General features: G+C 51.1%; 12 protein-coding genes. All 12 read right to left on the bottom strand.

Annotation, left to right across the window (positions count from 1 at the left end; translation table 11 throughout):
• Positions 1–67: 67 nt before the first annotated feature.
• Entirely contained in the window at positions 68–829 is a 762-nt protein-coding gene (gene kduD / locus HNR50_RS08695; protein ID WP_184745922.1) for a 2-dehydro-3-deoxy-D-gluconate 5-dehydrogenase KduD, read from the bottom strand.
• A 12-nt stretch (positions 830–841) separates the two neighbouring features.
• The gene (gene kduI, locus HNR50_RS08690; protein WP_425506738.1) at positions 842–1,678 is read right to left on the bottom strand and encodes a 5-dehydro-4-deoxy-D-glucuronate isomerase; all 837 of its coding nucleotides are present in this window, start codon (positions 1,676–1,678) and stop codon (positions 842–844) included.
• A gap of 18 nt (positions 1,679–1,696) precedes the next feature.
• Positions 1,697–2,815: a glycoside hydrolase family 88 protein gene (locus HNR50_RS08685; protein WP_184745920.1), complete on the bottom strand. Its 1,119-nt coding sequence runs from the start codon at positions 2,813–2,815 to the stop codon at positions 1,697–1,699.
• Positions 2,812–4,800, bottom strand: coding sequence for a hypothetical protein (locus HNR50_RS08680; protein WP_184745918.1), 1,989 nt, complete (start codon positions 4,798–4,800; stop codon positions 2,812–2,814). Before HNR50_RS08680 ends, HNR50_RS08685 begins: the two co-directional genes overlap by 4 nt.
• A gap of 22 nt (positions 4,801–4,822) precedes the next feature.
• On the bottom strand, positions 4,823–6,478 hold the full coding sequence (locus HNR50_RS08675) for an MFS transporter (RefSeq protein WP_184745916.1): 1,656 nt from the start codon (positions 6,476–6,478) through the stop codon (positions 4,823–4,825).
• On the bottom strand, positions 6,475–8,301 hold the full coding sequence (locus HNR50_RS08670) for a hypothetical protein (RefSeq protein WP_184745914.1): 1,827 nt from the start codon (positions 8,299–8,301) through the stop codon (positions 6,475–6,477). The genes HNR50_RS08675 and HNR50_RS08670 overlap by 4 nt, the downstream gene beginning before the upstream one ends.
• A complete protein-coding gene (locus tag HNR50_RS08665) occupies positions 8,291–9,058 on the bottom strand; it encodes an IclR family transcriptional regulator (protein ID WP_184745912.1) in 768 nt (255 codons plus the stop codon). Before HNR50_RS08665 ends, HNR50_RS08670 begins: the two co-directional genes overlap by 11 nt.
• A gap of 56 nt (positions 9,059–9,114) precedes the next feature.
• A complete protein-coding gene (locus HNR50_RS08660) occupies positions 9,115–10,056 on the bottom strand; it encodes an aldo/keto reductase (RefSeq protein ID WP_184745910.1) in 942 nt (313 codons plus the stop codon).
• A complete protein-coding gene (locus tag HNR50_RS08655) occupies positions 10,053–11,204 on the bottom strand; it encodes a glycerate kinase (protein WP_184745908.1) in 1,152 nt (383 codons plus the stop codon). The genes HNR50_RS08660 and HNR50_RS08655 overlap by 4 nt, the downstream gene beginning before the upstream one ends.
• Positions 11,201–11,857: an aspartate/glutamate racemase family protein gene (locus HNR50_RS08650; RefSeq protein ID WP_184745906.1), complete on the bottom strand. Its 657-nt coding sequence runs from the start codon at positions 11,855–11,857 to the stop codon at positions 11,201–11,203. The genes HNR50_RS08655 and HNR50_RS08650 overlap by 4 nt, the downstream gene beginning before the upstream one ends.
• Complete coding sequence (locus HNR50_RS08645; RefSeq protein ID WP_184745904.1) at positions 11,850–13,178, bottom strand: lactate racemase domain-containing protein; 1,329 nt, start codon at positions 13,176–13,178, stop codon at positions 11,850–11,852. The genes HNR50_RS08650 and HNR50_RS08645 overlap by 8 nt, the downstream gene beginning before the upstream one ends.
• A gap of 66 nt (positions 13,179–13,244) precedes the next feature.
• Positions 13,245–14,528, bottom strand: coding sequence for an iron-containing alcohol dehydrogenase (locus HNR50_RS08640; protein ID WP_184745902.1), 1,284 nt, complete (start codon positions 14,526–14,528; stop codon positions 13,245–13,247).
• Between the last annotated feature and the right edge of the window lie 2 nt (positions 14,529–14,530).

Raw genomic sequence — 14,530 nt, 5'->3', positions numbered from 1 at the left:
TGATAATTTAATTATAGTACATGAAGGAATGGGCTGAAAAAGAAAGGCTTTTTTTCTTACACCGAAGTTACCGGGACAGCCATCCTCCGTCGACGGCGATGGTGTAGCCATTGACATAATCGGAGGCCGGAGACGCCAGGAAAACCGCTGCGCCGCCCAGATCGGAAGGCTTTCCCCACCGTCCGACGGGAATTCTCTCGAGGATCTGTTTGCTCCGAACCGGATCGTCCTGGAGAGCCTGCGTATTGTCGGTCGCCATATATCCGGGCGCGATTCCGTTGACAGTAATCCCGTGCTGAGCCCATTCATTGGCCAGGGCCATGGTCAGTCCCTTCATGCCCGATTTGCTCGACGTGTAGGAGGGAACGCGTATACCGCCCTGATAGGAGAGCATGGAGGCGATATTGATGATCTTTCCGCCCCGTCCCTGTTTTATCATCTGCCTGGCCGCTTTCTGGGCCAGAAAGAAGGCGCTCTTCAGATTGACATTCATGACATCGTCCCAGTCTTTCTCGGAAAAGTCGATAGCTTCGTTCCGTCGGATGATTCCCGAATTATTGACCAGAATGTCAACAGAGCCGAATTTCTCAACTGCTTTTTCGATGACGCCGTCCAGTCCGTCGGTTGACGACAGATCGCACGCCAGATCGAGATAGCCTCTCCCGAGCTCGAGGACCTGTTTTTCCGTTTCGGCGGAGTTTTTCGTACTGACTCCCACGATATGACATCCCGCTTCGGCCAATGCAATAGCAATCCCCTGCCCGAGCCCCCGGGAAGCCCCGGTCACGATAGCGGTTTTTCCTTCCAGATTAAATTGATCCAGTATCATTATCTGCCCCTCCTACTTCAGGTCTTTCATATCGACGAAATCCATATCGTCGAAGGTCTTGTTCTCGCCGCACATGCCCCAGATAAAGGTGTAGTTGCTGGTTCCCACTCCCGAGTGAATGGACCAGCTGGGAGAGATGACGGCCTGTTCGTTGGCCATGACGACGTGACGGGTTTCATCGGGCTGCCCCATATAGTGGAAGACTCTGGTTTCTTCTGCCATATCGAAGTACATGTACACTTCCATTCTTCTCTCGTGGGTGTGGCAGGGCATGGTGTTCCAGACGCTCCCCGGTTCGAGTATTGTCATTCCCATAACCAGCTGGCAGCTCTCGCAGACCGCCGGATGAACAAACTGATAGATTGTCCGCACATTGAGATTGGCCGGATCGCCGAGCTTCACTTTCCCGGCCTTTTCAAGATTTATAATTGTTGTGGGATAGGCTTTGTGAGCCGGTGCACTGTTCAGGTAGAACTTGGCAGGATTGGAAGCTGAAGAACTTTTAAAGATGACTTCTTTCACCCCCATTCCGATATAGGCGCCTTCCCGGGATTTGATCTCATACTCTTTCCCGTCGAGAACCACGACTCCGTCGCCGCCGATGTTGATGACACCGACTTCCCGGCGCTCCATAAAATAGTCGACGCCCATTTCCTTACCGGCTTCCAGTTTCAATCCCTCTTTTACGGGCTTGATTCCTCCGGCAATGATTCTGTCCACATGGGAATAGGTCAGATTGATCTGATCATCCTCAAAAAGCTTTTCGATGAGAAAATGCCGTCTGATATCCTCAGTTGTATACTTTCTGGCATCTTCCGGGTGATTGGCGTATCGCACATCCATTTTCATTATTTTATTCTCCTCCGGTCAGCACTGCCGACCTTCCTTGTTTAATTTTTCCAATATAACTTCATGCCTGGAATCGCCGCCGAAAACGGTTTTTTCAAATTCCATTCCGGCAAAGAAAAGCGCAGCAAGACCGTAGGACCAGTCGTTGGACCTCTGCATTTTATACTGAAGCTTATAGCCCAGCTTCGGAATAAGCGGCATGGCAATGGTCGGCCCGCTGATATGGTCCATGCTGAGCAGTCCGTCGCGCTTCTCCAGATCACAGAGAACCGCCCGGTAGGCCCGAATGGCGGGATCGAGATAGGAAATATCGAGATACCCTTCGCGGACGGCCCGCATCCATCCCGATGCGATCAGGGCCGTGGCGCTGCTTTCCTTCAGGGTCGTCCCCGGTTTGTTGAGTAGCGTCTCGAAGTATCCGTCTTCTCTCTGGAGAGGGAGGAGCGCTTTGCTCACTTCCCGGACGATATCTTTGCATTCCTCTTTTTCCGGACCTTCGGGCAGGTTGCCGATAAGCATGGGCATGGCTCCGATGACCCATCCGTTTCCCCGGCCCCAGTACAGTTTTTCCGGATATTTACGGCCGCTTTTCGTCCAGTAGCAGTGCACAAACAATTTATCCTCCTCGTCCTGGAGGTAACGGCGGAAAAAGGAGGGCTGGCTCTTAGCAAAATCCATGAGCCACTGCTCGCCCTGCTCTTTGGCGTAGAGGCTCGTAAACACGCCGTACATCATGATCGAATCGACCCAGATGCTCTTCGGATAGAGTTTCCCTTCGAGGGAATGCCCCAGATGATTGGGCATATTGTGTATGATTTTTTCGGAGTTTTTTATGTAGTCGAGACCGCGGTCCGTCGTTTTCTTGTACCCCGCTCCGGGAAACTTCTTCTGGAGATAATAGGTCGCCAGAGTCGGAGCCAGCGTATCGGACTGATCGATACGGCATCCCTTCGCTATATGATAGTCCGCATAACTGCGGATGTAATCGGTATACCGGTCTTCCCCGAGGTGCTCATTGATCAACCCCAGAGAATGCATGAGGAGAGCTTCGCCCCACATCCAGGGGATGGAATCATAGGCCAGCCGTTTAGTGGTGTCATCGGCCAGCTGCAGAATCATTTGAAATTCTTTTGTCAAAATACCCTCCTGCTGTTATTGAAGTCGAGAAGAAGTGATTTCCCGTCGAAATCGATCTCAATCACATCGCTTTTTCTTTCCGCAAAGACGTATTTGGAGTCAAAGCGGTCGTATTCCAGGTCTACGGCTTCGTTATCGACGAGGAAGTCTCCCTTATAGGTGAGCTGAAGATTTCTATAATTGAGCGTTTCATCTTCGTAGGAAACGGCCAGCGAACGGATTTCATCGCAGAAGGTTTCAAAATCACCGTACTGCCGGGATGTGCCGGTTTCGGTAATCCAGTATGTTTCCCGGCCTTCCTGGATGAGATCATACTCTTCGGTCAGTATCATCTCTTCATCATAGGCCGTCCCTTCAAAGGGTTTATATACCAGATCGCTTTTTCCCGTCAGGGCCACATAGACATCGCCGATTTTTCCGAAAGCGTAGTTGTCCTCCACAATGGCCTGTTCCATATACTGCCGGGGAAAAAAGGCATGGGTGTAGTTGTTGATCTTTCTCGCCATGCCCGCCAGATCGCCGAGTGGATTCAATTTTTCAGGAAGCACCCAGAGGCTCATATTGATGTTCTTCTCCTGAACCGTATGGGGATGATAGCCGTTGCCGACCCAGTAATTGGGCGAATTGCCCAGCGCGCCGTCCGGTTTGAGAGAAGCCGCCGGATTCTGAACGAAGATATTGAAATCGTTGTTGATGGTCAGGGAGAAAAGGCTGTGCTGATCTCCCGGCATTCCGGGATGGTAGGCCTGGGCCGTCGACATGGCGTAATCGGGCGTCCGGTACATATAGGTGTTGGCCCGCTGTATAGCCGTGCCGTCATAAAGCGGATCGAGGAGCCGGGAGACTGCGGGAGACAGTTTGAATGTCTTCAGCAGCCCCAGATTGATCAGCTTGAAATCATTGAGGAACTCATTGGAGAACATTCCGGTCCGGTCGATGTATTTGATGGTATTATCGATGACTTCGGGATTGGTGAAAGCCTCGCTGTTGAACTGCATCATGATCTGAGGGTCTTCCGTTCCGTTCAGCCCCTCCGCTTCGAATTCGGAAAGATTGAGCCCTGTACTGGCTTTGATAAGGGTCTCCCCGTTCTGATCATAGCCGATGGCCCTCAGAACTTCGGGAACTTCATAGCGCTTTACATACTTGAAGTTGGCTTCCATTCCTCCGATATGTTCCACATTGAGGATTTCATTGTAACGGGGCCAGATAAGCGAAATGGAATCTTTAATGGAACTGTGCTGTCCGCTCATCTTCGCTTTTTCATACATGCGCCCCGAATTGACCGTAAAGGTTCCCTTGTAGTTCTGGGTCGCCAGATCATAAATGAGCAGATCCATGACGATGGACGCTTTTGTCCGCACCTCTTCATCGGGAGCGAAGTCGATCAGAACGGCAAGCGGTGCGATATCCTCGACATAATAGGTTGAGGAGTACCATTCTGTAAACCCGTAGAGAAAACGCTGTTCCAGCCAGGTCAGCACTCTTTTTTTACCCATTTCGCTGTGTTCGCTGCCCCGAATATCCATATTGGTGAAGATTTCGTCACCGTAATAGTGACCCAGCAGATATTCGCTTGATGAAAAGAGCAACTGATGGTTTTCCGACCAGTAGCACATGGAATCGTCTCCCGGCTGGTCCATCCAGAATTTGAACCCTGTGGCGGTCTCGCGGATTTTTTCCGCCACATCGGCGGGGAGTTTGTCTGAGTGGCTGTAGAGAATGCGGATCATGGAAGGGATCCTGAAGTCGGAACAGTCATACCGGCCTTTTATATATTCCAGCGTACCGTCTATCTCTGAATAATCGGGCTCCTCCCCTTCTTCCAGAGCGATCATGATATCGTCGATTGTCAATTTCAGAGATCGCGAATAGTCATCCCTGGCATTGGTTCTTTCGATTTTTCCATTATTATATAAGTCTATTCCAACCCAGACTCCTATAAGAATCAGGAGAGCCGGTATGGTTAAAAGCCATTTCTTCATAATATTTTCCTTTTTTTTCTTATTAAATAAGCTGAGCTTTCAGTTCCGCCACCTCTTCATCGGATAAGCCCTCTTTGTAATGGAGGAGCAGTTTTTCGTGCTTTTCTCTGGTAAGAGGGAAACGGGCCGCAATAAAGATAGCCAGCAGGAGAAGAATGCCGGGAAGGACAAAAACGATGACTCTCAGACCGGTAATAAACGTTTCGGGCTGGTTAAAGGATTTCACCGATTTCATCGTCGAGTCCGGGTCGAAGTTGTATGCCTGAGACACTTTCAATCCCCTTTCGGCGATGACAGCCGGCTTGGATTTTCCTTCGGTAATCAGAAACAGAACGCCGTCCTCTCTGTCTATCTGCATGGAGCCACCGCGGGGAAAGAAAACTTCGCTGAGATCCGGCTCGATCAGAATGTCTGCCGTTCCATCTTTCGAGAGGTCTATTTCAATGAGGGAATCGCCGTTGATTCTCACATGGGAATCTTCCGGAACGATAATATCTCCCGGCAGGATATAGCCGGAAAACTGAAGCATGAATCCGACCGCCCAGATACCGATGGCCGAGGAAAATTTTCTCAGGAAAGTCATGAATCCGGCAAAGGCGCCGCTCCGCCGGTCCCCGAAGGCCAGTTCGGAAATGTCCGTTACATCGGGAAAGGTGATCCAGGGGATGACGATGCATCCGATAAGCCCCAGTCCGACAACAAAAGCAATGACGAATATCGATGCGATCGGCCAGGACGTGTTATAGAAGCCCAGAGCAAATGAACCGAAAATAAATATAACCGCTCCAACGATATAAGTCCGGGGCTTGCCGATCTTTTCCGCCAGCAGGACGACCAGGGGCAGCGCGGCGATCTGAGTGATCAGCATGGTGCCGAGAACCATTTCCAGAAGATCCTCCCGTCCGATAAAATAGGTCATGTAATAGGTGAAGACGGCGCTGACCACATCCATGACAAAGAAAGCGAGAAGATAAATGCCGATCAGGGATCGGTAGGATCGGATTTTAAAGGGCGATAGAGTTCTGGACAGGCTGAACCGCGTTTTCTCATCGGGCACCGGAGTCCTTTCGCGGCACCAGAGAAATATCCCCAGGTAGGGAACGGCATAGAAAAGACCGAAGAGGAGCCCCATCATCAGATATCCTCTTTTCTCGGGAAACAATCCCACGATAAGCATGGGAAGGACCGCTCCGATAAGAGAAGCCGTCTGGGAGAAAAAAAGCCTGGCGCCGTTCACCCGTCCTCTTTCCTTCACATCCCGGCTGATCTCGCTGGAGAAAGCCGTATAGGGTACCATAACGATGGTGGAAACCGTGGAGAAAAAGATATAGCTGAAGGCCACGAATGCGAACTTGGCGGCCTGGGAATCGAAATCGGGAGCGTACCACAGCATGGTAAACGCTATGACGATAAGAAAGAATCCCGCCAGCATATAGGGCCTCCGCCTTCCGTAGCGGCTCCGCGTATTGTCACTGATTCCGCCCATAATGGGATCGCTGACCGCATCCCAGACCTTGGACAGGAGAACGACAGTTCCCGCCAGAATGGGATTGATCCGGACCACATCGGTCAGAAAACGCAGGTAAAAGAAGCCAATGACCAGCTGGGCGCCCCCTCCGAATAAGTCTCCGGCGGCAAAGGCGGCCATCTCGCGGAATTTCATCTTTCCCTCTTTCATATCAATTCCTCCATTCTGATATTCTTTTTGAAATTCAATTTCAGCTTCCGGTTCTCAAAGCGGAATTCCACTTCCTCATCTCCCCGGCTGAAAGATCCGTAAGGAGATTCCAGTCTTCTGTATGTCGTATTCACTGTCTCTCCGTCTACGGCGAAGGATCCTTTATAGCGAAGCACCATGTTTCCGAAGGAAAGGGTTTTTCCTTTAAACTGGGTTTCCATCTCCCGGATCCGGGCTGTGAAATCCTCATAGGATTCCTCTTCTCCGGCCATGACGCAGATCCAGAAAGTGACTTTGCCCCTCTGGATTATCTCCGCCCTGTCCTTGTCACTCCTCTCCAGAGGATAACGGCCGATCAGCGCCACTTTGCTCTGTCCCGATCTCCCGAAAGCATAAGGGCCGTCCATCTCGAAATGATCGAACTTGTCAAAAGGAAAATGGGCATGAGTAAAATCAGCCCGGCTGCGCTCCATATAGCCCTTTCGCCCCCGTGTATCATAGATGGACAGCACCGTATTGCCGTGCTGGACGCTGTGTGGCAAAACTCCGTTCCCGACCCAGTAGGACGGTGAAAAATTCCTGGCATTATCATCAAAAAAGGCGACTCCCGGATGTGTCGTAAAAACCGATATATTCTCATTCAGAGTCGCCTGCCAGATATGCTGCTGGTCCCCGAAGGTCCCGGGGTAATGGTTCTGGGCTGTCGAGAGAATATAATCGGCGGTCCGGTAGGTATAGGTGTCGGCCCGGCGGATAGCCACGCCGTCCTGTACGGGATTGAGCAGGCGGGAAATAAGCGGAAGAAGAAATCCGATCCCCTTAATATCGAGCATGGAAAAATCTTTGAGAAAATCATTGGCGATCATATTGTATTGCCGCCACATCTTCATGGTTCTCCTGATGACCGGAGGATTGGTAAAACTCTCCATGGCCCACTGAATGTAACCGGTGGTCTCCTCCCCCTTTTCCCGGCTGAATCCTTTCAGTTCGGAAAAATCGTGGCCCATGGATGTTTTGATTACCACGGGCGATTGATCAGCGGCGATTTCCCTGAGCACATCGGGAATCCTGTAGTTGCGGCTCAGATAGAGATTGCTGGATATTCTCGAGTAATCGAGTTCTCCGACGTAACGGTGACCGAATAAATACTCGCTCACTTCCAGCACATCCTGTTTCAGCGGTTCTCTCTTCTGATCCTCATAGCAGCGGCCGCTCGATACGGAAAAGAGCCCTTTGTAGTTGTGCATGGCCATATCGGCAACAAAAAGGTCGAGGATGATCAGGGCTTTCTTCTGAAGGTCTTCATCAGCAAAATCCGCAAGCAAAGTCAAAGGGGGAATGTCTTCCTCGTAATAGGTGTTGGAATGCCATTCGATAAAGCCGTGCTCGAAGCGGTGTTCCATCCAGGCCAGAATCCGGGGCCGGAAGATCTCCATCATTTCAAGACCGCTTTTTCCCGAATTGGAGAAGGTTTCCCCCTGATACAGCCGGCCGGCCAGATAGCCGCAGGTGAAAAAGAGGATCTGATGGTTTTCCGACCAGTAACACATGGAATCGTCACCGGGCTCATCCATCCAGTATTTGAACCGGAGAACCGAGTCCTCCATCCGGTCTATTGTTTCATCGCTGAGCAGATCTTTATAACAGTAAAGGGTCCGCAGAATTGAGACCATGCGGAAATCGGCGCAATCCAGCCTGTAATCGGCAAAATCGCAAAGTTCCAGAATCGGTTTCTCGTCAATTTTCTGTCCGTCATCCAGATCTTTTATCCCTTTGAAAGATTTCGATCCCATCTTGATAGACATGGGAATATCATGATCCATAATAATCTCCTTCGTAGCCGAGCCGCCTCGAGATTTCCCTGGCCGCTCCGACAAGAATTCCGGCTTCTTCCTCGATATTTCTCTCTTCACTGTACAGTCCCGCTGTGCTGATGGCGGCGCAGACTCTGTTTTTATGATTGAAAAGGGGGACGCCCAGACATTTGACGAAATCGAGGATTTCCCTGTCATCGATGGAATAACCGCGCTTTCTGGTCTCTTTCAGATCCTCGAGAAGCGAATCGCCGTCCATAATGGTCCGCACGGTCCTCTGACGGAACCTCATGGTCCCGATCAGCTCCCGCTGTTCGCTTTCCGGGAGCCCCGAAAGAATGGCCTTCCCCAGTGATGTACAGTAGGCATCTTCCCGGTTAGAAATATTGGCTGTGTAAATAGGAACGTATTCCGGTTCGGACTTGTGGAGATAAACGATCTGGTTCCCGTCCAGCATGGCGATAAAAACTGTCATATTCAGTTTTTGCATGGTCTCTTCCACAATAGGTCGGGCTACCTGGATCAGATCCATATTCTGTATATACCTGTTACCTATCAGAAAAGAACGGAGTCCCACTTTATAGAGCCGGACCTTCCCCTCTTCGCTGTGGACCATGCGGGTTTCCATAAGCATCAGGAGAATTTCATAGGCTGTCGTTTTGGGAATATCCGTTTTTTCGACGATTTCGTTGAGCGAAAGGCCGTCTTTCGATTCGGAAATCAATCCCAGAATCTCAATGGCACGAACGACACTTCGGTTCTTCATGATCTGATTATACAGTTCATATGTACGATGTCAATTCGCATATACGAATACTTATATCATCTCCATTGACTTGTATAGCGCACTCTTTCCCCATACATATCGGGATTGCCACCACAGGCTTTAAAAAGTTCCTGCGTGGATTTATCGAGAGTCTTCTGAACATCATCGGGGAGATGATATTCAACAGCCGCCAGAAGTTTATTCAGCTGGTCCGCCGTTCTTGCCCCGGCCAGAACGGAATCGATGAAATCCTTTGACAGAACATAAGAAATAGCCAGCGTCACAGGTTCTATCCCCGATTCCTGAGATATGGCGAGAAACGACTTTAGTGCGTTCCCTGTTTCTTCCAGCATTATCGGGGTTTTGAAATGACGGGTCCGTTTTCTCCCTTCGGGAAATTCTCCGGGATCAGCATACAGGCCGGACAGAAGCCCCTGCTGAAGGGGAGAATAAGCCAGAACCGGTATCCCTCTCTCTCTGGCATGCGGTCCGATATTCTCTTCGATGACTCTCCACAACAGACTGTAAGGCAGCTGATTGCCGGCGAGAGGACTCTTCCGGTTCTCGTCCATATCCTCGACACCGAAGTTACAGACACCGATTTCCCGGATCTTCCCCTCTCTTTTCAGATCTTCAAAGAGATCCAGAGCCGCTGAGGTCTCTTCAGAACGGGAAGAAGGCCAATGGATCTGCATCAGATCGATGGCCTCTCTCCTGAGATTTCTCAGACTGTCTTCGATAATCTGAGTCAGTTCTTCCCGGTTTAATCCTTCAATTTTGCACTTTGAAGCGATATACACATCATCCCTGTTTCCCAGGGCTTTTCCGAGAATGGACTCGCTCCGGCCGTTTCCATAGTTCGGCGCTGTATCAAAAAGCCTGACTCCTCTCTCCGCACCGAAACGCAGGACATCAATGGCGGCTTTTTCCGGGCTATCGGACCAGATGGCATCACCGGCGAAAGTCCAGGTTCCAAGAGATAATCGGGAAAAAATCATAAGCTCCTCCCCTGACAGATTTTTATCAGGCGGAAGATCTCTTCGGCATTCCTTTCGACCAGAAAAGCCGTTCGGTCAGCTTCGAGAGCCTCCTCCAGAGTGATCGGGTAATTCATAATGGAAAAAAGTGCGGAGATTCCATGATTGTGAACTGATAAGGCATCATCGGCAACCGATCCGGCAATGGCTATGACAGGAACATTTTTTTCCGCCGCTGCTTTTGCCACGCCGACAGGAGTTTTTCCCATCACCGACTGGAAATCGATCCGTCCTTCACCAGTCAGAACGAAATCAGCCCCTTCCAGCTTCTCCCCTATTCCGGTTTCCTTTAAAACCAGTCCGATACCCGGTTCAAGAGAACCATTGAGAAAAGCGGCGAAAGCTCCGCCCAATCCACCGGCGGCACCGGCTCCGGGCAGCCGGTTCATATCGAATCCGAACTGCTCCGCAACAATCCCGGAAAAGTGTTCCAATCCTCTATCGAGCCTAAAAACCATCGCTTCGTCAGCCCCTTTCTGGGGACTGTAAACATAAGCGGCTCCCCTCTCTCCGTATAAGGGGTTATCCACATCACAGGCTATCCGGAACCGGCATTCCTTCAGACGGGGGTCGAGCCGATCTGTCCCGATCGCCGCGATTTTTGGAAGATTCTCCCCGCACCCCTTCAGCACCTTTCCACTGCTATCGTGAAATGTCATCCCCAGAGCCTGCATCATTCCTGTTCCGCAGTCATTGGTGGCGCTGCCGCCTATGCCGATGACAAAGTTCCGGCACCCTCTCTCCACTCCATCCAGGATCAGCTGCCCTGTCCCGTAAGTGGATGTTTTTTCCGGATTCCTTTTAGCCTGAGGAATCAGAGGCAGTCCCGACGCTTCAGCCATCTCGATAACCGCCGTAGAGCCGTCTCCGCTGATTCCGTACCGAGCCATAACCGGTTCATCAAGTGGACCGCGGACTGCAAGATCGATATAGGAGCCCTCCGTACCGGCAACCAGGGCTTCGACAGTCCCTTCTCCTCCGTCAGCGACAGGAATTTTTACCACTTCCGCCTCGGGATATACGGCAAGAATGCCCTTTTCAGCAGCATCTGCCAGCCTGGTAGAAGGCAGGCTGCCTTTAAAGGAATCGATCGCCAGTACAACTTTCATCGAGCGGCTCCTGCTTTATCTTCAAGAGCCTGGACAGTGAGCTCCAGATAATCGAGGCTGGAATGGACAAAGGAGAGCAGCTCCGGCTTCAACAGCGAACGGACCCTTGCCATGGAAATCTGGGAAAAGAGAATGGCATCGTGTTTTTCAGCCAGCCTTTCCACTTCCTTCATGACCTGTCCGTCATGGCCGGCGCTGTCTCCCCGGCTCAGAGCTTCAAAAGCACCGGAGCAGAGTTGAACGGGCATAGGGGCTCCCATAAGCTTCTGCATGTAATCGGCGGGCTCTCTGTTCGTGGGATTGGTCATGAGAACAACAGGGTTCTTATAGTTTTCCAGAACCTTTTTATAGAGAGCCGTATCAATGGATTCGATGGGAACATCGACCAGTCCGGAAACTCTGGCGACCGACATGCTGAGGGAACTGCAGCTGACGATAATGCCGTCAGCTCCTCCCCGGATAGACCGGTTGACCAGTCTTTCAAGCCAGGGTACCGTCAGGCCGGGAGTATTTCCTTCAGACATCATGCAACGGAGCAGCGCTTCATCGAGCATATGGAAGAACCGGTAATCTCCGGAGAGTTTCTCCAGTTCAAGCCTGACCGGCTCGAGAACCAGTGATGTCGTGTGGATGAGAGCGATGCGGCTACTCATAGAGAGGCACTCCGTAAGGTCCGTCGGCCATCCAGCAAATGGAAATTTCATCGCCGAGCTTCTCTTTCAAATTCGCAACAGCGGCGGAAAGGTGCTCAGCGGGAGTCCCGTTCTGAAGACCGCTCAGATCTGACAGTTTTTCTCCGGGACAGATCCTGTATTCCGAATCGGAGAACTGAGGACTCATATAATAGAAGTGGTCCTGGGGAATGACTTTGAACATGCGGTTCCACATCTGAACCTGCCACTGTTCGGGAATGAAGGTCCAGTCGGGAGACAGAATGGTTCTGTCAAAGGCTTCCCGGCCTGTCAGTTTTAAAAGCTGAAGCATGGTTCTGTAAGCCAGAGAACCGATTGGATCTGTATCGGTATTATCGGCGACCATGAGAACATAACCGCCCTCTTTGACGATCCGTGCCGCTTCCACTCCGGCTTTTGCCGCCTGATAGTGATTAATCCCCACGAAGCCCCCATGGGTCAATACGATATCGTATTTCCTTTCGACGTGAATGGCCGTATAGCTTTTCAGATGGGCCACCGCCGCTTCATGGGCTTTTTCCAGATGTCCGGCAAAAACACCGGTCAGATCGAAATTTCCGTCCAGCGTTACATTGACAATAAAATCGGCACCGGCGACACGGGCCATATCCAACGCTTCGTCATGACAGAGGTTTCCCTCAAGGTTGAGAGCACAGGACCGTTCATCGGCCAGCATGGGAGCGCCGTGAAAAATGAAGGTGCTCTTCTCCCCGATAAGACCGGGGCAGATGGATTTTCTTCCTCCGGAAGCTCCGGCCATAAAATGACTCTCCACAAGTCCCGTAAGGATTTTTATATCGCTGTTTACATAATCGCTGTTGATAAGTATATCACTGCCCCGTCCCGTCTTGCCCAGAAAGGAGAGATTTTCCTCATTATGGCAATCATGATTTTCCACTCTGACAGGAAGTTCGAACAGCCGTGGATCAAGCATATCCCTCAACTCCGAATCGGTCTGTCCCCGGTGAGTTCCCGTTGCGACAAGAACGAGAATGCCCGATGCCGGAACACCGCTGTTCATCAGTTTCTCCACCAGCGGATAGAGAATGCCCGCCTCGCCTTTATAGGGGACAGGTCTCGTACTGTCGGAAATGACAATACAGGCCGTGAGCTCTTCCGCCCTTCCGCTTTTAGAAGCGATGATTTGTTCGAGCTGCGGCGATCCGATGGGGTTTTCCAGGGCATCTGCAACCATCTGCCGCGGATTGACGGCTGATTCCGGATGGGGCATGGTGAGAATGTCAGTGCCTTCGGGTAATTTCAGATCCTTTGTATGAATCATGTTTTCCTCTCTTTCAATCAGAAAAGGGGGCTCCGGGGAGCCCCCTGATAATATTATACCTTCGATTTATCCCGCGTAGGATTTGATAAGAGAGAGATCCCCTGTTTGCGCGGACAGAAGAATCGGCTTCATATACTCGTCGACCTGCTCTGCCGTCAGAGGAACGGGCATATTCTGAAGCTTCATCTTCAACTGAGGATTCTTCGCCGCTGTCAGAGCCCTTTCAATATGGCCATCGGTAAAGCCTTCCAGCTCTCCCAGCGAAACAGGACAACCGACAGCCCGGGAGAATTCTCTGAGACCTTCTGCCACAGCCATTCCCAGCTCCCGTCCCCGGAGAGCGTCGATGTCGTTTTCAATATATTTGTATTCCTTTAAAACGCCGCCTACAAGCTTAAGCTGCTTTTCAACAGCGGGAGCGAAGAACACAGCGTAATAGGGATTCATAATCCCGCAGGCCCTGCCGTGAGAAGTAACATCGACCAGAGAGAAACTGGTAAGGTGAGCTCCGTTGGTCCCTCCGATCATGATGGCATATCCACCCAGGTCCGTCGCAAGTCCGATTGCTTCCCTCGCAACCTTGTCGGCCGGATTCTTTACAACGACAGGAGTGTACTCTACGATCAGGCGAAGAGCCGTCTCCATAATATCGGCCAGTTTGTCATAGGTCTCTTCCGTTGCCCCGTAAAATACTTCGAGGCAGTGGGCGATACCGTCGAGAGCGCCGTCAACCGTCAGCCCGAGAGGCATGGTCGTCGTCACGGAATAGTCAAAAAGAGGATTCGTGGGAATGATGCCTTCATCGACGATCAGTTTCTTCTGGCCCGCCACGGGATCTGTCACATTGGAGTACTTGGTCAGATGGGCTCCGGAACTGGCCGATGTCTGAACCGCGATATGGGGCAGCATGACTTTCCCCGTTTTCTTAATGGATTCCGAAACCAGACCGGTTCCGAAATAGGATTCGATTTCGGGGCTGTTTTCCCCCTGTGTGGCAAGGGCTATAGCCGCTTTGGCCGCATCGATTGAGCTTCCCCCTCCGATGGAAATAACCACATCGGGTCTGAAGTGAAGAATGTAACTCTCGATTCTGTATACATCCTCCCTGGGAGCATTGGGCGCCGCATCGGGTACGATCCTGTCTCCGGCCAATTCCATTCCGGCGCTTTTCAGGGATTCCACAACCTGGTCGCAGACTGCTTTCATATATGTCGTATTGGATATTACCAGAGCTTTCTTTCCATAGGACGAAGCGATGGATCCGATATCTTTCAGAACATCCAGACCGAAATGGTAGGAATCTCCTTTAAAGGCTTTAAGCAGTTCCGAAGCTTTTTTCTGTATACTCATTT

The sequence above is a fragment of the Spirochaeta isovalerica genome, assembly GCF_014207565.1.
In the GTDB taxonomy this organism is placed as follows: Bacteria; Spirochaetota; Spirochaetia; order DSM-2461; family DSM-2461; genus Spirochaeta_F; species Spirochaeta_F isovalerica.
Note: the sequence above shows the minus strand (reverse complement) of the source record. Positions and strands in the feature narration are given on the sequence as shown.

Coding starts and splice junctions, on each gene's coding strand:
- kduD (WP_184745922.1), bottom strand. CDS start 829: ATGATACTGGATCAATTTAATCTGGAAGGAAAAACCGCTATCGTGACC.
- HNR50_RS08655 (WP_184745908.1), bottom strand. CDS start 11,204: ATGAAAGTTGTACTGGCGATCGATTCCTTTAAAGGCAGCCTGCCTTCT.
- kduI (WP_425506738.1), bottom strand. CDS start 1,678: ATGAAAATGGATGTGCGATACGCCAATCACCCGGAAGATGCCAGAAAG.
- HNR50_RS08645 (WP_184745904.1), bottom strand. CDS start 13,178: ATGATTCATACAAAGGATCTGAAATTACCCGAAGGCACTGACATTCTC.
- HNR50_RS08660 (WP_184745910.1), bottom strand. CDS start 10,056: ATGATTTTTTCCCGATTATCTCTTGGAACCTGGACTTTCGCCGGTGAT.
- HNR50_RS08640 (WP_184745902.1), bottom strand. CDS start 14,528: ATGAGTATACAGAAAAAAGCTTCGGAACTGCTTAAAGCCTTTAAAGGA.
- HNR50_RS08650 (WP_184745906.1), bottom strand. CDS start 11,857: ATGAGTAGCCGCATCGCTCTCATCCACACGACATCACTGGTTCTCGAG.
- HNR50_RS08670 (WP_184745914.1), bottom strand. CDS start 8,301: ATGGATCATGATATTCCCATGTCTATCAAGATGGGATCGAAATCTTTC.
- HNR50_RS08675 (WP_184745916.1), bottom strand. CDS start 6,478: ATGAAAGAGGGAAAGATGAAATTCCGCGAGATGGCCGCCTTTGCCGCC.
- HNR50_RS08665 (WP_184745912.1), bottom strand. CDS start 9,058: ATGAAGAACCGAAGTGTCGTTCGTGCCATTGAGATTCTGGGATTGATT.
- HNR50_RS08680 (WP_184745918.1), bottom strand. CDS start 4,800: ATGAAGAAATGGCTTTTAACCATACCGGCTCTCCTGATTCTTATAGGA.